The following is an 18903-nucleotide window of genomic DNA, read 5'->3' as shown; positions in this document are numbered from 1 at the left end:
CGCCTGTGAAGAAGGCAACAAAAAACAAACATTATGATCCACTTTGATATGCCTCAGGAAAAGTCCAACATCATCAAGGTTTTAGGTTTTGGTGGTGGTGGCGGCAATGCGGTGAACCACATGTTTCGGCAGCAAATTCAAAATGTTGATTTCATCATTTGCAATACCGATGCACAAGCATTGAATAGTTCACCCGTTCCGTATAAAATTCAGTTGGGCCCACACCTCACACAAGGTTTGGGTGCAGGTGCCAACCCTCAGGTTGGTAAAGAAGCTACTGAAGAAAGCCTCGAAGAAATTCGCCGCATTCTCGAAAGCGATACCAAGATGGCTTTTATCACTGCCGGTATGGGTGGTGGTACAGGTACTGGTGGCGCACCAACTGTAGCCAGAATTTGTAAAGACCTTGGCATTCTTACCGTTGGTATTGTTACTACGCCTTTTCAGTTTGAAGGCCCCAAGCGTATGGCGCAAGCCCGCAAAGGCATTGAAGAATTGAAAGAGCATGTAGACACCTTGCTAGTGATCAGCAACGATAAACTGCGCAGTCAGTTTGGCAACCTGAAGATGAAAGAAGCATTTTCAAAAGCCGATGATGTTTTGACTACTGCGGCCCGTTGTATCACCGATGTGATCAACGCCAACGGTCACATCAACGTTGACTTTGCCGACGTGTGTACTGTAATGCGCAATGGCGGTGTGGCCATCCTCGGTAGTGCTACTGCCGCTGGTGAAAACCGTGCCATCAAAGCCATCGAAGCTGCTACTAATTCACCATTGCTCAACGACAATGACATTCGCGGTGCCAAATGGATTCTGCTCAACATCAGCTCTGCTGAAGGTGAGTATGAATACACCATGGAAGAACTGGAAGCCATTCAGAACTATGTACGTGAGCAAAGCGGTGACGATACCGACGTTATCATGGGTATGGGCTACGATGAAAATCTGGGCGACCAATTGGGTGTAACTATCATAGCTACGGGTTTTGATCACAAAGACCCGTTTGAAAAAGCAAGTGCTGTAAAAACAGCTTCTCCCAAAGCCATGCCGGTAGCTGAGCCTCAAATTGTGCTCACCCTCGACATGAATGCTACTGAGGCTAAAACTGAAGAAGTATTTTTTCATAAGCCAACAGAAGTAGCTCCCGCTGCACCCGTTGTGAATGAAGAAACAGCTGAAGTGTTTACACTGGAAACACCCGAGCTGACTGCAACAGTAGCAACTCCTGCCACACCTGAAGTGGAAACAGAAGAGGAGGAAACTATTGTAGCCATGGCACCAGAAACCATCGCTCCTGAAACAACGGTGATGGAAACACTTCGTGCTGTAGAAGAAGAACCGACCATGCCATTCATGTTTGAATTGCAGGTAGAAGATGCACCTACTGTTATTCCTCCTGCGGTAGAAGAAGTAAAAGAAGAAGTTGTTATTCCTACACCGGGCTTTTTAAGCAGACCAGCACAGATTTATGCAGAAACACCTGCGGTGCAAAAAGAGGAAACGTCTGCTGAGGAAAATGTAATGCCCACCATGCAGGAAATGCCTGAAGTAGAAGCACCTGCGGCACCTGTGGCACCCATGGTAACGGAAACACCGGCAGACCCTTGGAAGCCTACTTTGCAGGAAGAGTACAACGAAGAAGCCGCTGCAGTATCTGGCATCAGCCTCTCTTTCGAAGAGTCAACTTCACCTGTTGCAGAGCATGGCCAAATCAGCATGTTCGACAATAGCAGTGCACAAGATTTATCTGAAGATGAAGAGCAAAAGCGCCGGGCAAAGGAACGCATCAACCGGTTGCGCAACCTGAGCTACAATCCTTCTCACCTCGATACCAACAGCGAGTTTGAGCAGGTGCCTGCTTACTTGCGCCGTGACATGAACCTGCACAACAGCATTGCCAATGTAGAAGATTTCTACAGCCGTGCTCAGGTAAAATCAGATGATAACAACCAGGCCACCATCAGTACGTTGAACAACTTCCTGCATGGTGAAAAGCCTGATTAGTCGTATTAGCTTAGATTGTGTTTTTAGTTGAAGTAAGGCCCCGCTATTTTTAGCGGGGCAATTTTTTTGTGGGCATCTTTGCCGAACAGTGTAGCAGCGTTGCTGTTATATCATAAATTGTACACATGCATCCTAAAACCATATTGATTACTGGTGGCACAGGCTTGGTAGGGCAATACCTCACCAACATGTTGTTGGCGGCGGGTCACGAAGTGATTGTGCTTACCCGAAAGCCCGCCCATCAGCCTGCCAAACAAGGATTGTCTTTTGCCAAATGGGATGTAGCATCTGGCTTTATAGATGCTGCTGCGGTGGCAGCAGCAGATGCGGTGGTGCATTTGGCTGGCGCCCCTGTGGTAGCCAAGCCATGGACCGATGCTTACAAAAAAGAAATTGTTGACAGTCGTGTACAAAGCGGGCAGCTCATTGCGGAAGCTTTGCGTACCCTCGACAATAAAATCAGTACAGTAGTGAGTGCATCAGCCATTGGTTGGTATGGTGCCGATGTGCCGGGTCATCCGGCGTTTGTAGAAACGGATCCTGCAGATGCACAGTTTTTGGGTGAAACCTGCCGTTTGTGGGAAGCCGCTATAACACCCGTAGCCAGCATGGGCCGCCGCTTGGTGATACCCCGCATTGGTATTGTACTGGCGAAAGATGGCGGCGCTTTGGCTGAGTTTAAAAAACCGCTGCAATTCAGGGTGGCAGGTGTACTTGGCAATGGCAGGCAAATGGTGAGCTGGATTCACATTCACGACCTCTGCCGCATGATTATTTACGCCTTGTATGAACCTTCGGTAAATGGTGTGTACAATGCGGTAGCCCCACATCCTATAAGCAACGAAGCATTGACGCTAATACTGGCAAAAGCCATGCACGGCAAAGCGTTCGTCAAAATGAACGTACCCGAATTTGTGCTCAAAACTATGATGGGCGAACGCAGTGTGGAAGTATTGAAAAGCACGAATGTTTCGGCACATAAAATTCAATCAGCGGGCTTTGCTTTTCAGTTTCCAACCATAGAAAAAGCATTGCAAGATTTGGCTGGGAAGTAAGCAATTATCAAACTATCGGTAGTGCATTTTTAGGGTAGACTTTGTTTAAAAAATGGATTTGTCATTGAGTGCCACAGGGGGAGGCGTTGGCCGGGCAAAACGGCCGGAGGCATCGGGTTTGCCTTGAATTTTCTTTGGTTACTTTCTTTTTTTCAAGAAAAAGAAAGTAACAATGACACATTACAATCAGTTTCGTAGTTGTAAGCGAATCTGTTCGCAACAACAAGAAAAAATTGAGAAATAATAAAAACGGGCAAGCATCCAGATGCTTGCCCGTTTTTATTGATACAGATTGTTTGCTTTACAAATCCTGTTTTTCAAATTTGCGCAGCGATATAAAGTGGTAGAACACAATCCATGCAGCAATAATGACCAGCAGAATCCACAGCTCTGGCCGGTTGGGCAGCATTTTACCAATAAACGGAATCTGAAACAAATCATCAGCCACCTGCAATGGTGCTATGTAGCTACCCAATGGCGTGTTGGTTTGCCCGCTAATGAAACCACTAATCAGGTTATCGAAAATAAGGGCGTAGATAAAGAAGATGCCCACCGACAACGCCGCTCTCCGCAGAAACAACGCCAGCATAAATGCAAAGAGCATATATGTGTAGCTGGTAAGGAAAAAGTACCCGATAAACTCGAGGTTGCTTACAGAAAATGAAGTGCCCGAAGCAAAGCCAAACACCAGCGATGCCAACACCATCATGAGGGTGCAAATAGCAGCAAGGATGGCAGCCATCACCAGTTTTACATTCACAAACTGTTTGCGGCTCCAGCCATCAATAATGTTTTGCCGGTGGGTGCGGTAGGTAAATTCATTGGTCACCAAAAAGATCATGATGAAGCCCGGAAAATACAGCAGCCAGCCGGTGAGCCAGCCAACAGTTTTCCATACTTCGGGAAAGCCAAAAGGCCCGCTGGTCATGGCTTTCAGCAAGGGGTCGGCTTCGTCAATGGCTTGTTTTACTTTGAACACAATCATGTTCAAACCAAACACGGAGATGATGAAGAGGGCAAACAAAATCCAGAAGGTTTTGTAGTGCCTTATTTTCATCCATTCTATTTGTAGTAGCGATTTCATAATATGTTTTTTAAGAGGCTAAAAGCAGAAGGCTGAAAGCAAAAAGCGAAATGCAAAAAGGCAAATAAATCAGAGTAAGTTTTTCAATTTCTTATTCTTCATTCCTTATTTCTTATTCAATATTTCCTGCTCATTCAGTCAGTTCAATAAACTTGCTTTCGAGGCTTTTCTTTTTCTGTTGTAAATGATTGAGTACAATGCCCTGGTCAAAACAATATTTGTTTACCGCAGCCAGATCGGCGGTGCCCTGTGCAAAGTGAATGCTGCATTTGCCAGCTTCGGCTTCGTGCACACCGGTATTGAGTGGCATGCTGCGGAGTGCCTGCATTAATGCAGCTCCGTTAGCGGCACCAACTTCTACTACATCATCATGCGCCAGTATTTCATCTACATGACCGCTGGCTATGAGTTCGCCTTTTTTCAAAATGGCTACATGGGTACACACCTTTTCAACCTCATCCAGCAGGTGGCTGGCCATAATAATGGTTTTGCCTTCGAGTGCCAGCTTTTTAATCAGGTCACGTATTTCTGCAATGCCCACGGGGTCGAGGCCGTTGGTGGGCTCGTCAAACACCATCACTTCCGGGTTGCCAATGAGGCAACTGGCTATGGCCAGGCGTTGTTTCATACCCAGCGAGTAGGTTTGAAACGGACTGTCTTTGCGTTGCAGCAGGTTTACCCTTTCCAGTACGCCATCTATGTCGGGGTTGCTCACTCCTTTAATGGCGGCTGCAATGCGCAGGTTTTGCACGGCACTCAGGTAGTGGTAAAAGTTGGGCGTTTCCAACAGGGTGCCAATCTTTTTGCGATGGTTTGCGGTGGGTGTTTCGCCAAACAGTTGAATGCTGCCCGAGGTGGGTTGCAATATGTTCATAATTAGGCCCAGCATAGTGGTTTTGCCACTGCCGTTGGGGCCAAGAATGCCATACACCGTGCCTTTAGGTATCGTAAGGCTTACACCTTTGAGTGCCTGTATGCGGCCATAGTGTTTTACAAGGTTGTTTACTTCGAGTACGTGTGCCATGTAGTGAAAATAAGTGCTGCACTGCATTTGCCCAACATTTCATGACCATCGGCATATACCATGGCTGATTGGGAAAAAACGACTCGAAAGCAATTGCACAACCAGTCAGCAAACTATGAGCCAAGCTACTTTTTACCACATGAAAATAACCTGCAATTAAACTTTCCTTTCGAGGAAAGCCCAACTTGTTTTGGTACTTTTATATGCTTTGCGTTGCCAATTATTGCAGAGAAATAATGCCTGTTGCAGTTGATATAAAAATTATAGTCTTTGACTATAATTCGATAATAATTATAAATAAAACTTATGCTGCCGATGTTCTATGTTTGGCGGCCTGAGAAATATCAATCAATTAAAAAAGTATATGGAACAAAACACAGCTTCGCATGCTATGGGCGACATTAGTAAGTGCCCGTTTCACAACGGTTCTATGAACAAAGGAACCGCTGGCTCTGCGCCCACCAACCGCGATTGGTGGCCCAATCAGTTGAAATTGAACATCCTGCGTCAGCATTCATCGATGAGTAACCCCATGGAGCCAGGCTTCAACTATGCCGAGGCTTTCAAGAAATTGGATTTGGCGGCGGTGAAAAAAGACCTGGCTGAGTTGATGACCACTTCACAAGACTGGTGGCCTGCCGACTACAACCATTACGGCCCCTTCATGATTAGGATGGCCTGGCATAGCGCCGGTACCTACCGCATAGCCGACGGCCGTGGTGGCGCCAGCAGTGGCAGCCAGCGTTTTGCGCCGCTCAACAGCTGGCCCGACAATGGTAACCTCGACAAGGCCCGCCTGCTGCTGTGGCCCATCAAACAGAAATATGGTAAAAGCCTTAGCTGGGCCGACCTGATGATTTTGGCTGGCAACGTGGCATTGGAAACCATGGGTTTCAACACCTTTGGCTTTGCCGGCGGCCGCGAAGACATTTGGGAACCCGAAGAAGACATTTACTGGGGTAGCGAAAGCGAGTGGCTGGGCGACAAACGCTACACCGGCGACCGCGATTTGGAAAACCCGCTGGGTGCGGTGCAAATGGGTTTGATTTATGTAAACCCCGAAGGCCCCAACGGCAACCCTGACCCTATTGCAGCAGCACGTGACATCCGCGAAACATTTGCCCGCATGGCTATGGATGACGAAGAAACTGTTGCCCTTATTGCCGGCGGCCACACTTTTGGTAAAACCCATGGTGCCGCCGATCCAAGCAAGTACGTAGGCCGCGAACCAGCCGGTGCTCCTATTGAAGAAATGAGCTTGGGCTGGAAAAACAGCTTCGGCAAAGGCAATGCAGAAGATACCATTACCAGCGGTTTGGAAGGTGCCTGGACAACCACGCCTGCAAAATGGAGCCACGATTTTTTCCGCCATTTGTTTGAATACGAATGGGAGCTGAGCAAGAGCCCTGCCGGTGCTCACCAGTGGATTGCTAAAAATGCAGAAGCCACCGTGCCCGATGCACATGTGGCCGGTAAGTTTCATAAGCCATTCATGCTTACTACCGACTTATCATTGCGTTTTGATCCGGCATACGAAAAAATCTCCCGCCGTTTCTACGAAAATCCCGACCAGTTTGCCGATGCATTTGCCCGTGCCTGGTTCAAGCTTACTCACCGCGACATGGGTCCGCTGAGCCGCTACCTTGGCCCCGAAGTTCCAAAGGAAGTGCTCATTTGGCAAGACCCCGTGCCTGCCGTACAGCACGAACTGGTAAGTGATGCAGATGTAGCCGAATTGAAAAAGCAGCTGTTGGCCAGCGGCCTCACGGTGGCAGAATTAGTGTCTACTGCATGGGCTTCGGCTTCTACCTTCCGCGGCAGCGATAAGCGTGGCGGTGCCAATGGCGGCCGTTTGCGCCTGGCACCTCAGAAATACTGGGAAGCCAACAACCCGGCACAATTGAGCAAGGTGCTCGATGTGCTGGCAGGCATTCAGCAGGCATTTAATGCGGCGCAAACAAGCAAGCAAATTTCTATAGCCGACCTGATTGTGCTGGGTGGTGTAGCTGCTATTGAAAAAGCAGCAGCCGATGCAGGTGTAGCTGTAAAAGTACCCTTCACCCCCGGCCGTACCGACGCCTCTCAAGACCAAACCGATGTAGCTTCATTTGCTGTGCTCGAACCCATGGCAGATGGCTTCCGCAACTATGCCAAAAACCACCGCTGTGCGGCCATGGCTGAAGATATACTGGTAGACAAAGCACAGTTGATGACCCTGACTGCGCCTGAAATGACTGCCCTGGTGGGTGGCATGAGGGTGTTGGGCGCCAATTATGATGGCTCGGCTCATGGTGTATTTACCAACCGCCCCGGTGTACTGAGCAACGATTACTTTGTAAACCTGCTCGACCTGAGCACCACCTGGCGTGCTACCAGCGATAAGCAGGATTTGTTTGAAGGCCGCGACCGCAAAACCGGTGCTGTAAAATGGACCGGTACCCGTGTTGATCTCATCTTTGGCAGCAACACAGAACTTCGTGCCATAGCCGAAGTATATGGCTGCGCCGATGGTGCCGAAAAGTTTGTACACGACTTTGTAGCCGCCTGGCATAAGGTAATGAACCTCGACCGCTTCGAGCTGGCATAAGCTGCAACGAAGCAAAACATACAAAGCCGGCTCAGGTAATACTGGGCCGGCTTTTTTTGATGGGTAAAGTGGCTGGTGTTTTACAAGCTTTTCCATCATAAGTCTATAGCAAAAAGCTGCACTCAGGCTTTTCCCATCTTCTTCATCAGGTCTTCGAGATAGTCTATTTGAATGGCTTGTATTTCCAGCAGTTTTTTGTTTTGATGAATAAGGAGGTGATCCATTTTTTCACTCAGTAGTTTTATTTCCAACTCTGCTTTCAGGTTGATTTTATAGTCCTGCTCGGCCCTTTGCCGGTCTTTTTGCTCCTGCCGGTTTTGGCTCATCATGATGATGGGGGCCTGAATAGCGGCCACACATGATAAAATAAGGTTGAGCAAAATGAAGGGATAGGGGTCAAAGGCTTTGCTGTTGAGTGCCCAGATATTGACGGACATCCATGCCAGAATAAATCCGAAAAAGAGCAAAATGAATCCCCAGCTGCCGCCAAAGCTGGCAATTTTATCTGCTGCTTTTTGGCCGGCTGTGAGTTGGGCTTCTATATTGGGTTCAATGTTTTCGGTGAGAATGGTGTTTGTTTGAATGGCGGCCATTACATCTTGGTCGATGGCTGCCAGTTCACCTTTTTCCTGCATCACCAGTTCTGCCAGGTATTGCCGCCTAAATTGGTTCAGTTCGTCTATCGACAGTACACTGTCTGCTGTAAAATCGGGATGGCTGGCCAGTATGAGGTTGAAAATGGCCGTTCTTATGTCGTGGCCAAAAATGGCCTCTGAATGGCGAACCGGTTTTTTTGAGATATGGGATTGAAGCATAGGAAGGGGCCTGTCATTTTTTAAAATGAAGTAGTATTTAAAATTACAACACAAGCCCAAAGCAAAAGAGGAATACCCGTTGGTATTCCTCTTTTGCTTTTTTATGTCTACTACTTTCAGGAGTTTACTTCAGCACTTCGGCCAGCTTAGCGGATAGGGCCGGGCCACGCAGGTCACGGGCAATAATGCGGCCTTCTTTATCCAGCAAAAAGTTGGCAGGAATAGATTGCACTTTGTACAACTTGGCAGCGGCGTTGTCCCAGTATTTCAGGTCGCTTACATGCGTCCACGCAAGCTTATCATCTACAATGGCTTTTTCCCAAGCGGCTTTGTCTTTATCCAACGATACGCCGAATACAGTAAAGCCTTTGTCTTTAAACTGATTGTAAGCGGCCACCACGTTGGGGTTTTCTTCGCGGCAGGGAGCACACCAGCTGGCCCAAAAATCTACCAGTACCACTTTGCCTTTGAAAGAGCTGAGCGAAACGGGTTTGCCGCTGGCATCGTTCATGGCAAACTCAGGAGCGGGTGAGCCAATGGAAGTAGCTGCAGACGCAGTTACAATCTCATTCATCTTTTTACCAAAGAATGTATTTTTTACTGCGGGAGAAAGGGTGTCGTACAGTTTCTTCAATTCGCTTTCGCTACCGGGCTGCTGGCCGAGGTATACCAGGCCGAGGTAAGCTGCAATAACACTGCCGTTGTTGGCTTTGGCAAACTTTACGGCTTCTTCTTTGGCTTGCGCCTGCAGGCCCATCATTTGCTGCTCTATACGCTGCATTTCCTGCATGTTTTGCTGCTGCTGCGCCGCCATGTAGCTGGCGTACAGGGGTTGTCCTTTTTCCATAATGGAGCGAACCTTGCCTTCTACATCTTTAAACAGTTTTTGGGTAGCGCCGCCTTCTACTTTCGATGTCCACATCGAGTCTTTATTGGCAGTAACGGTTACTGTACCGGGGTCGCCCCAAAAGGCCAGCTCTGCACCCTGAGTGCCCGATAAACGCATCACCAGCAGGTCGGGCGATTTTACATCCAGCTTATATTCAAAGCTGGCTTTATCAATTTTAATGGAATCTATTTTTTCAGATTCACGGGAAGGCACAATCATTTCAATCCAGCCTGTATCTACACCGGCAATGGTACCTTTAATTTTTACCGAACCTCCTTCGAGGCTGTTGGCGTCTTTTTGTTTGCATGCACCCAACAGCGCTACGGCGGCCAGTGCCAGAATCAGCTTGTTCATTTGTCAGAATAAATTAGGTGGCAAAGAAAGGTGTATTTGTTAAACCGATGGGTAATGTTTGATACTTATGGCTCCCCTTTTGCAGTTCTTTACATCCGCCGCCTGCCATAGCCCGCTTTGGGGCCGCGGCAAACCGGCCTGTTAATGGGACCTACTTGTTTTGCTGCGCTTTCTGTGTGACGAATATCCCCTTCAGTTGCTGTGATGGGGGCTACATTTGTGCTACATCCATTCCAATTCAAACATTTGTAAACGATTTATTATGGCAACAATAAAAATGACCACCGCCGATTTTAAGGCTAAAGTATTTAACTACGAAAACGCTACCGAATGGGCGTTTAGCGGCGATAAGCCCGCCCTCATTGATTTTTATGCCGACTGGTGCGGCCCCTGCAAAGCTGTGGCTCCCGTGCTGGAGCAACTTAGCGATGAATACGCCGGGCAGGTAGACATTTATAAAGTAGACACCGATGCCGAACAAGAACTCTCCATGGTGTTTGGTATTCAGAGCATTCCTTCTTTGCTGTTCATACCCATGGAAGGCAAACCTATGATGCAGGCCGGAGCACTGCCCAAGCATGTACTGAAATCAGTGATTGATAAAGAACTGCTGGGCCAAACGGCAACAGAACAATAAGCGTTTTACGAACAACTTGGTTTTAATGACAGCATGCACAGGCTTTGGCTTGTGCATGTTTTTTTTAAAAGATGATGAAGGTCTTTTTGTAAAAAAGGAATGGCCTGTAGTTTGCGGCAGGTTTAAAATGCATAAATTTCTGACGTTTACACATGGTACAATTTGATGGATATTGCCCCGAATGTTTGTTGCATGGCGAGCAGGTGCTCATGCAGCTCAACAACGATGGCTATTTGGAATGTCCGCAGAGCCGGCTGCAAATAGTACTGCAAGGCAATTGTGCCGGCATACTTCGCTGGCGGGGCAATGGGCAAGTGCAACCTGCTATCACAGCTTTTGAAACGCCTGTGCTACTTACAGAAACAATGAAACTGGATTCGGAAGAAGCAGTACCCGATGATGCTTTTATTTTGCAAGACAGCTGGGCATTGGAATGGTACCTGCACGAAGTGTACGATCATTACAAGGCTTACAAACGGCATCAGTTCAATGCAAAAGATCCGGTGTTTGAGCGGCAGCGTCAATTGCTGAGCGATATAACGCCAGCCCAATGGCAGCAACTGTTTGAAGGCTATCTGCATTTTTGCAATACTGGCATTACTATTAATGTGCTTCATCATCCGGTGTTTAAAAAATGGCATCAGTTATTGCTGAGTTATGGGGTGGTGTTCGAGTTCAACTGGCATGCATGGCATAGAGGTTGGGTCAACCTGCGCAATCCTAAGTTTAGTTTTTACCGCTCATCGCTGCTGGAGCTGTCCATGTATTTATCCGCCATTATTTTATCCGAACCTTTCGACGAAGGCAGCATTGAATTTTATTACAACAACAAAACCATCGAACGCATCATCATAGCCATGGAGCAACGCACCGGTGTGCAAGTACTCACCCTCGATTAGCGGGGCATGGTCAAAATCCGTTGTATCATTGCGGCATGGATTCTTTAACGCACATAGCCATTGGCGCCTGCATTGGCGAAGCCATGCTGGGCAAAAAGCTGGGCAAAAAAGCCATGCTGTGGGGCGCACTGGCCAATAGCCTGCCCGACATCGATTTTGTAGCTGGCTTTTGGATGCCTACTGCGGAAGAATTGCTAGCTCATCGTGGCTTTACGCATTCGCTGCTGTTTGGGTTAATTGCTACGCCAGCACTGGCGTTGGCCGCCGACAGGCTGCACCGCCCACACAACATTCGCATGGCACAGTGGCTGTTGTTTTTTGGGGTGGCAGTTGGATTGCACCTGTTTATGGATGCGTTTAATAACTATGGCATCGGTTGGTTTGAACCATTCAGTCATGAGCGGATTTCTTTCAATGCTGTGTATGTGGCCGATCCGTTTTTCAGCATCATTCCGGCAATGGCTTGTGTGGCTATTTGGTGGAGCAAAAAGCCTGCGGCAAAAAGAAAAATGTGGTGGATGATGGGCTTACTCATGCCCGCATTATACCTCGTGTATTGCAGCTTCAATAAATGGACGATAGATAGTACGGTGAAGAAGGCTTTTGCACAACAGCACATTCCACACCAACGATATTTTACCACACCGGCTCCGCTCAACAACTGGCTGTGGTTTGTGGTGGCTGGTAACGATAGCGGCTATCATGTAGGCTTTCGTTCTTTATTTGATACAACCGACAGCATACACTTCGAATATTTTCCCCGCAATCAACACTTGCTCGATACCATAGCTGATCATACGGATGTGCAGCAACTCATTCGTTTTTCGCAAGAGTTTTATACGGTAGAACAATGGAATGACAGCCTGGTGTTCAACGACCTTCGGTTTGGCCAAATGCTGGGCTGGCAAAACCCACGGGGTCGTTTTGTGTTCCATTATTTTTTACAACATCCCGATGACAACAAAGTGATTGTGCAGCGTGGTCGTTTTAAAGGCTGGAACTGGCAGGTAGCAAAGGGGCTGGTCAAGAGAACAATTGGAGAGTAGCTAGCGTTGACGCTTTTCTTGTTTGAAGTAAAACGTAAATAAGAAGAACGTGATGCGGATGAAATCGTAATTGATGCGGTACCACAGGCGATGATACCACTTGGTTTGTCGGGTAAACGAGTCATTGTCGACCAACGTACATTGGTGCTGCATGATGTATTTGAGTTGCACTTCCACGTCTTGTGCAAAGCGGTCGTTCAATACATCCATGTTTAATTCTACACTGGCAAAAGTACTGATGTTGTTCACGTTGAATGAGCCAACAGTTACCCATTTGCCGTCGTAGGTGCTGAGTTTGCCATGCAAAATATGGGGCATGTATTCATAGATCTGCATGTTGTGGCGCAGCATCCAATTGTATAAATACCGCTCTGCATATTTTGCGGTTTTTACATCTGATTTTCCTGCAGTAATCACACAAACCTTGACGCCTCTGTTGGCAGCTTGCTGCATGGCTTTGCGCATTTTTCTGCCGGGCAAAAAATAACTCGACATCATCATGATGTGCGATTGGGCCTCCCGAAACATTTCCAGATAGCTGCGGGTAATTTGCACATGGCCTCGTACCCAATCGTTTCTGCGTACTCTTACGGGCATGCAGTTGTGCAAGCTGGTATCACAGTCGAATTGTTGAGCGGTCAGTCTTTTTTTGCGGCTCACATCCCGCTGCCAAATGCGTAGGCAAACTACATCGAGTATAGCTGCGGCAGGACCTTCGCAGTACAATGCCCAGTCGAGCCAGGCAGGGTCATTGGGCAAATCATTGTACCGGTTGCTGATGTTGACACCACCTACCAAACAACGTTGCGCATCGGCCACTACCACTTTGTGGTGCAGCCTGCGACCAAGATAAAAATGCTGATTGTTGGCAACGCTGCTAAACCAACGAAAATGAACACCTGCTGCTTCCAGTGCGGCAGGCCAGCTTTGTTTCCAGCCTTCTGAGCCGTAGCTATCGAGCAATACATATACCGCCACACCACGACCCGCAGCTGCTATCAGGGCTTGCGTAACCTGCTGCCCTGTTGCGTCATTTTCATAAATATATGTTTGTAAATGGATGCAATTGCTGGCACTATCAATCATTGCAATCAGCTTATCAAAATACGATTTACCACCATGCACCAATTGCACGGCATGGTTGTGATGATACTGACTCAATAAAAACTGATGGCGGTTGCGTTTCATGATGTGATTATCATGAAGGTACAATCTCATTCAACTACTTGAAACAGATATGGTGTTAGTATGAATGAAGAAGTTTTGGCGTATGTTTCGATAGCGTCTGAAATACCTATGCGTCTCTTTTCTGCCATGGCCAATGAATAGGCTCTCTTTTCTTTTTAGCAGGCCGGGCTTTTTTAATAAAAATGTAGCGGGCCGATAATCCGGTCTGGCTGTCGAAGGTTTGCCAACCGCCTTTGATGTTGACAGCTGGTTTGTAATCAGCACTCAGTAGTAGCTTGCCGAGTTTGATTTCAAGGCCCGCAATTACCGTGGCACCATACAGCAATTGGTTGTTGCTGTTTGCTTCGGGGTTGCGCCGTCCCCAGTGCCCAATATGCGGACCAGCCCCGGCATAGAGGTTAAAGCCTTTGCCTGCCAATGGGAAATGTTTTTCCAGCAAGACCGTGCCGGTGGTTTGGCGATGTAAAATGCGCTGTTGCAGTAAGGCTTCTACCGTTATATTTTTTGCCACCTGTTGTTGTAAGGTAAGTCCAATGTCGCCACCCAATCTGATGCCTGCAGCAGTGCTGTATTGTTGGGCAAAAACTTGGGTAAAAACAACGCTGAGCAATAGCAGCATTCTTATTCGCATCATGTTTTTCGTTTCTGTAAAAACGAATCACCATAGAGGCATGATACAATGCAGATGATATAGTTTGGTTAAAGACCAACAAGCAACCACCTATCATTTTTAAAGATTGCTGAATATCTGTTGTACAACTATTGTTTTGCTGTTTTAATCTGTGCATTTATGGCGAAAAAAATAGCCGCAGATTCACAGATTTTCCCGCCAACTGCCAACTTTCCGGGATGATGATTCTCTTCGAAATTCAATCCACCAAACCAACGCAATGCCGGCTACATAGCACCACATATCGGCCCAGGCAAAATCGGTACCAATGATGGTGCGGGCCAGCCGGTTGTGTTGCAAACCTAGTAAACGCACCAGCTTCAAGTATTGCAGGCCTTCAATGGCAAAGGCAAAAAGCAATACTGCTATGGCGGTGCTGCGCCATGGCAAAGAAGGTTTCACAGATTTAACGCTGCAATAGATGAGGACAACCACCAACACATCGCCAATGTAAGGCCGTACAAAGCGGTCGTGAACAAACAGGGCTATCGCTATTTCGATGAGCAACAGCAATAGCGCCGCCACAGCATATTGCCAACGGGAGAAGCCTGATAGATTTGCCATGTTCATGGCTACGAATATAACGGAAACCAATTGGCGCAAAAACAACAACGCCGACCAATGGCCGGCGTTGTATCGTATTATTCTAGCAGGTCTTTATTGCAGCAATGCGCCGCTGGTTACCTGTACTTTGTCTTTCATCAGTTCTTTTACAGTAGCTACAATGGCGTTGGCGTCGTAACCGCATTCTGCATGCAGCTCTTTCAGTGTGCCATGCTCTACCAGGCGATCGGGGATGCCCAGCATTTTCACCTGAGCACTGTAACCATGCTGTGCCATAAATTCTAGTATAGCACTACCGAAACCACCAATAGTGGTGCCGTCTTCAATGGTTACAATCTTGCTGTATTTGCTGAATACTTCGTGCAGCAAGGCTTCATCCAATGGCTTGGCAAAACGCATATCGTAGTGGCCGGGGTTGATGCCGTACTGATGCAGTTCTACCATGGCACTTTTGGCAAAATTGCCCGGGTGACCAAAGCTCAGAATCGCTACCTCTTCACCATCTTTCAGCTTGCGGCCCTTGCCAATTTCAATGGCTTCAAATGGCGTCCGCCATTCAGGCATTACACCTTCGCCACGGGGGTAGCGAATTACCATGGGCAGCGTAGTGCTTTCCAGTTGCGAAGTGTACATCAGGTTGCGCAATTCCTGCTCATTCATCGGGGCACTGATGATCATGTTGGGAATGCAACGGAAATACGGTATATCATAAGCACCATGATGCGTAGGACCATCTTCGCCTACCAAACCGGCACGGTCGAGGCAAAGCGTTACGGGTAGTTTTTGAATAGCAATATCATGCACTACCTGATCGTAGGCTCTTTGCATAAAGCTGCTGTAGATATTGCAAAACACCCGCATGCCTTGTGTAGCCAAACCGGCACTCACAGTAGCTGCATGTTGTTCGCAAATGCCCACGTCGATGGCACGGTCAGGCATTTTCTCCATCATAAACTTCAGCGAAGAACCGCTGGGCATAGCCGGCGTAACACCCCAAATTTTGGGATTCATTTCTGCCAGTTCTATGATGCTGTGACCAAACACATCCTGGTACTTGGGCGGCTGAGGCGTATTGAATTTCTTCTTGACGATTTCGCCGGACACTTTATCAAACAAACCGGGAGCATGCCACAAGGTTTGGTCTTTTTCGGCCAGGGCATAGCCTTTACCTTTTACCGTAACAATGTGCAGGATTTTTGGTCCCGGAATTTTCTTGAGGTCTTCCAGTGTATCTACCAGCTTGGCTATGTTGTGCCCGTCGATGGGGCCAAAATAGCGGAGCTTCAATGCTTCAAACAGGTTGCTGCTGCTGCTGATGGCGCCTTTAATGCCTTCGGCCACTTTGTGGGCCATGGCACGGGTAAAGCTTTTGCCTACGGGCAGTTTGCCAATGGCATTCCACACGTCATCTTTCAGCTTATTGTAGGTGGGGCTCAGCGAAATGTCTGTCAGGTATTCTTTCAACGCACCCACGTTGGGGTCGATGCTCATGCAGTTGTCGTTGAGGATGATGAGCATGTCTGCGTCGCTGACACCTGCGTGGTTCATGGCTTCAAAAGCCATACCGGCAGTCATGGCGCCATCGCCAATCACGGCCACGCTTTTGCGGTCTTCGCCTTTGTACTTGGCCGCCAGTGCCATGCCCAACGCTGCAGAAATAGAGGTAGAACTATGGCCTACGCCAAAGGTGTCGTATTCGCTTTCGCTGCGTTTGGGAAAGCCACTCAGGCCTTTGTATTTGCGGTTGCTGGGAAAAATATCGCGGCGACCGGTGAGTATTTTATGGCCATAAGCCTGATGGCCTACGTCCCATACCAGCTGGTCGTAAGGCGTATTGTATACATAATGCAATGCCACAGACAGTTCTACCACACCAAGGCTGGCGCCAAAGTGGCCACCGTGCACACTTACCACGTCAATAATGTATTGGCGCAGTTCATTGCACACCTGGTGTAGTTGCTCACGGCTCAATTTTTTCAAATCGGCCGGGCTGTCTATTTGTTTGAGTAATGCTCCGGGGGTTATTTCCATGTTCAATTGAGGTAGGCGCAAAAATAGGATTAATACGTAGGTAAATTGCTTATGCAAATAGCATCATCATAACAGGCAATCTGACGGATTGTTGTTTACATTATGACGTATTCGGTAAAATCCCTGGTTCTCAATTCTGGTTTTTCGTAGTATATAATTCCGCTGATTTCCCCAAAGAATCAAACGAATTTATTCTTTGGCAATTTAGGGTTACGGGTAAATCAAATCCACTAATAGACAATATCAATTGCTTGGTGTTAATTAAATATTAATAGACTTTGATGGTATATTTATGTCAGAAATACCTTTTCATCTTATGTGCGATTTAGCATCAACTAAAATATATACTTTGAAAAACTCATTTTCTTTTATCATTTGCTTGCTTTTGTTCACTTCGTGTTCTAAAGTCAAATTTGATATCATTAACATCGAAAACCTTAGTGTTGCAACCCAAAAAGTAATAGCCTCTTCTAATATTCCTGAAATGAAGGAGCGTTATTTAGACTTAACAATGAATGAAAAAGAGCTACTGTGGAAGGCCAAACTAAAACATATCATTACAGATGAAAAGAAAGATTTAAATGCAAAGCAAATTGAAATTGTACAAAAAGTTTTAGATTTCATCAGTCTCCATGGAATGGAAAAATTGTTTCGTAATCCCGAATTGGGAGAATCTTTTATAGATCACTATAGTCCGGAAATCGAAGAAAACTTTTCAAGATCTCAGCAATTTTTATTAATTGAATTACCCTATTTCTCAAATGATTTTTCTTTATTGGATTCTGAGAAAATATTAGCGAAACTTAACCCTAAAACACTGGCCGTTTCGATGCTTGCAGCAACCTGCAATTGCCTTTACAATATTTCATGCCCTGGTTCAGGAAATAATTGTAATAAAACAGCTGGCTTTTGTGAGCCTACCAAAGATGGAGGATGCGGTCTTACAGGCACTTCTAATTGTAAAGGACGTTGTGAAGTTTTTCCCTGATTATATAATTTTAAATTCTTGTCACATAAGACATCACAAGTGGTAATTAATTCATATGAGCTCTTCGCAAATTTCAAATGCAAAAACTTTATTAGTTTTTGCATTTGTTTTTCTATCTGTTGTGGTTATCTATAATGCAACCTTCATATTGGGTTTACTCAATATGTCTTATAAATTCTCTTATGGCAAAGTCTATGTGCAAACAACATTTATTCATTTTTTTCTTGCAATTTTCTTGTTAAGGGGTTACCCGCCATCTTTAAGGTTATTTATCATTTGCATTATTATTCCTATAATAATTGATTGTTTAACTTTCTTTAATGGACAGGATTTAGTTCCTCTGCGGGCTCCACTAGCAACCATTTTTCCTATATTAGGAACGGCCCTTGCATTTATTTATAAGAGTTGTAGCAAAGTGAAAGTTGCCCTTGCATTTTTTTTGTCTATTGTTTTTCTGTTTGTGATAAACTTCTATGTAGTGCCATTGGCCCGGAAGTCTATGATTGCTAAAAAGACGCCGATAGTTTTAAAAACTATTGCAAACAGTACTTTCAAAACAGTTGATGGTAAATGGGTTAAGTTTCAGGATACAGCCCGTGCACCAGTGCGATTGGTAGAATGTTACTTTGTGGGATGTCCCCCTTGTGAGGATAAAGCACACATGCTCAAAAAGCTCAGACAAAATACATCTACCATTTCGGTTGATATTGTCATGATTTGTGCAGGGAAAGTCAGCAAATGGGAATCCTTTTTGCAGCATGCGGCCAAAAATGTTACGCCAGGAATTATCTATTTGTATGACGTCAATAACGCATTGGATTCTATCACAAATACTCCAATGGCTTCTTTCCCTATGGAATTCTTGTTTCTCGGTAAATATGAAAACTCAATAAGCGCTTTAGGATATGATGCGAAAGATTCCTTAATCATCTATAAAAAAAAACTGGGACAGATAAATAATTGGCTTGGTAAGCACTATAGTCAGAAGGAATAAATAAGAATTATTCAATAGTGTTATCTCATTATTTATTTCCCTACGTTTTTCGCAAAATGCAATCTCCAAAC

At 46.3% G+C, this 18903-nt stretch carries 16 protein-coding genes; 8 read left to right on the top strand and 8 right to left on the bottom strand.

Going from position 1 to position 18903, the window contains the following annotated elements; translation table 11 throughout:
• The first annotated feature begins 33 nt into the window (after positions 1 to 33).
• Together ftsZ and V7Q13_RS04445 are read left to right on the top strand one after the other, a co-directional pair.
• A complete protein-coding gene (ftsZ, locus tag V7Q13_RS04450; RefSeq protein WP_333799477.1) occupies positions 34 to 2007 on the top strand; it encodes a cell division protein FtsZ in 1974 nt (657 codons plus the stop codon).
• Between the two features lie 125 nt (positions 2008 to 2132).
• Positions 2133 to 3062, top strand: coding sequence for a TIGR01777 family oxidoreductase (locus V7Q13_RS04445; RefSeq protein ID WP_333799476.1), 930 nt, complete (start codon positions 2133 to 2135; stop codon positions 3060 to 3062).
• Between the two features lie 301 nt (positions 3063 to 3363).
• On the opposite strand, the gene V7Q13_RS04440 is transcribed toward V7Q13_RS04445, so the two are convergent.
• Together V7Q13_RS04440 and V7Q13_RS04435 are read right to left on the bottom strand one after the other, a co-directional pair.
• Positions 3364 to 4146, bottom strand: coding sequence for an ABC transporter permease (locus tag V7Q13_RS04440; RefSeq protein ID WP_333799475.1), 783 nt, complete (start codon positions 4144 to 4146; stop codon positions 3364 to 3366).
• Positions 4147 to 4276: 130 nt separating this feature from the next.
• Positions 4277 to 5170, bottom strand: a complete 894-nt coding sequence (locus V7Q13_RS04435; protein WP_333799474.1) for an ABC transporter ATP-binding protein — start codon at positions 5168 to 5170, stop codon at positions 4277 to 4279.
• Positions 5171 to 5534: 364 nt separating this feature from the next.
• On the opposite strand from V7Q13_RS04435, the gene katG reads away from it, so the two are divergent.
• Entirely contained in the window at positions 5535 to 7757 is a 2223-nt protein-coding gene (gene katG, locus V7Q13_RS04430; protein WP_333799473.1) for a catalase/peroxidase HPI, read from the top strand.
• A 122-nt stretch (positions 7758 to 7879) separates the two neighbouring features.
• On the opposite strand, the gene V7Q13_RS04425 is transcribed toward katG, so the two are convergent.
• Both V7Q13_RS04425 and V7Q13_RS04420 read right to left on the bottom strand, forming a co-directional pair.
• Positions 7880 to 8572: a DUF1003 domain-containing protein gene (locus V7Q13_RS04425; protein WP_333799472.1), complete on the bottom strand. Its 693-nt coding sequence runs from the start codon at positions 8570 to 8572 to the stop codon at positions 7880 to 7882.
• Between the two features lie 124 nt (positions 8573 to 8696).
• Positions 8697 to 9815, bottom strand: coding sequence for a TlpA disulfide reductase family protein (locus tag V7Q13_RS04420; protein WP_333799471.1), 1119 nt, complete (start codon positions 9813 to 9815; stop codon positions 8697 to 8699).
• A gap of 262 nt (positions 9816 to 10077) precedes the next feature.
• On the opposite strand from V7Q13_RS04420, the gene trxA reads away from it, so the two are divergent.
• The 3 genes from trxA (at position 10078) to V7Q13_RS04405 (ending at position 12397) form a co-directional block, all read left to right on the top strand.
• The gene (gene trxA / locus V7Q13_RS04415) at positions 10078 to 10452 is read left to right on the top strand and encodes a thioredoxin (protein WP_333799470.1); all 375 of its coding nucleotides are present in this window, start codon (positions 10078 to 10080) and stop codon (positions 10450 to 10452) included.
• Positions 10453 to 10604: 152 nt separating this feature from the next.
• Positions 10605 to 11351 carry a DUF6508 domain-containing protein gene (locus tag V7Q13_RS04410; RefSeq protein ID WP_333799469.1) on the top strand — a complete coding sequence of 249 codons (747 nt, stop codon included), beginning with the start codon at positions 10605 to 10607 and terminating at the stop codon, positions 11349 to 11351.
• A 35-nt stretch (positions 11352 to 11386) separates the two neighbouring features.
• A complete protein-coding gene (locus V7Q13_RS04405) occupies positions 11387 to 12397 on the top strand; it encodes a metal-dependent hydrolase (RefSeq protein ID WP_333799468.1) in 1011 nt (336 codons plus the stop codon).
• Here the strand turns inward: V7Q13_RS04405 and V7Q13_RS04400 are convergent, their stop codons facing one another.
• The 4 genes from V7Q13_RS04400 to dxs form a co-directional block, all read right to left on the bottom strand.
• Positions 12398 to 13585 carry a phospholipase D-like domain-containing protein gene (locus V7Q13_RS04400; protein WP_333799467.1) on the bottom strand — a complete coding sequence of 396 codons (1188 nt, stop codon included), beginning with the start codon at positions 13583 to 13585 and terminating at the stop codon, positions 12398 to 12400.
• A 106-nt stretch (positions 13586 to 13691) separates the two neighbouring features.
• Positions 13692 to 14219: a hypothetical protein gene (locus V7Q13_RS04395; protein WP_333799466.1), complete on the bottom strand. Its 528-nt coding sequence runs from the start codon at positions 14217 to 14219 to the stop codon at positions 13692 to 13694.
• 180 nt (positions 14220 to 14399) lie between these two features.
• On the bottom strand, positions 14400 to 14819 hold the full coding sequence (locus V7Q13_RS04390; protein ID WP_333799465.1) for a ribosomal maturation YjgA family protein: 420 nt from the start codon (positions 14817 to 14819) through the stop codon (positions 14400 to 14402).
• Positions 14820 to 14912: 93 nt separating this feature from the next.
• A complete protein-coding gene (dxs, locus tag V7Q13_RS04385) occupies positions 14913 to 16850 on the bottom strand; it encodes a 1-deoxy-D-xylulose-5-phosphate synthase (protein ID WP_333799464.1) in 1938 nt (645 codons plus the stop codon).
• 349 nt (positions 16851 to 17199) lie between these two features.
• On the opposite strand from dxs, the gene V7Q13_RS04380 reads away from it, so the two are divergent.
• Both V7Q13_RS04380 and V7Q13_RS04375 read left to right on the top strand, forming a co-directional pair.
• Entirely contained in the window at positions 17200 to 17838 is a 639-nt protein-coding gene (locus tag V7Q13_RS04380) for a bacteriocin fulvocin C-related protein (RefSeq protein WP_333799463.1), read from the top strand.
• Positions 17839 to 17893: 55 nt separating this feature from the next.
• Positions 17894 to 18832 carry a hypothetical protein gene (locus V7Q13_RS04375; protein ID WP_333799462.1) on the top strand — a complete coding sequence of 313 codons (939 nt, stop codon included), beginning with the start codon at positions 17894 to 17896 and terminating at the stop codon, positions 18830 to 18832.
• Positions 18833 to 18903 lie beyond the last annotated feature (71 nt).

Origin of the sequence: Phnomibacter sp. (genome assembly GCF_036803085.1) — a bacterium.
GTDB lineage: Bacteria > Bacteroidota > Bacteroidia > Chitinophagales > Chitinophagaceae > Phnomibacter.
Note: the sequence above shows the minus strand (reverse complement) of the source record. Positions and strands in the feature narration are given on the sequence as shown.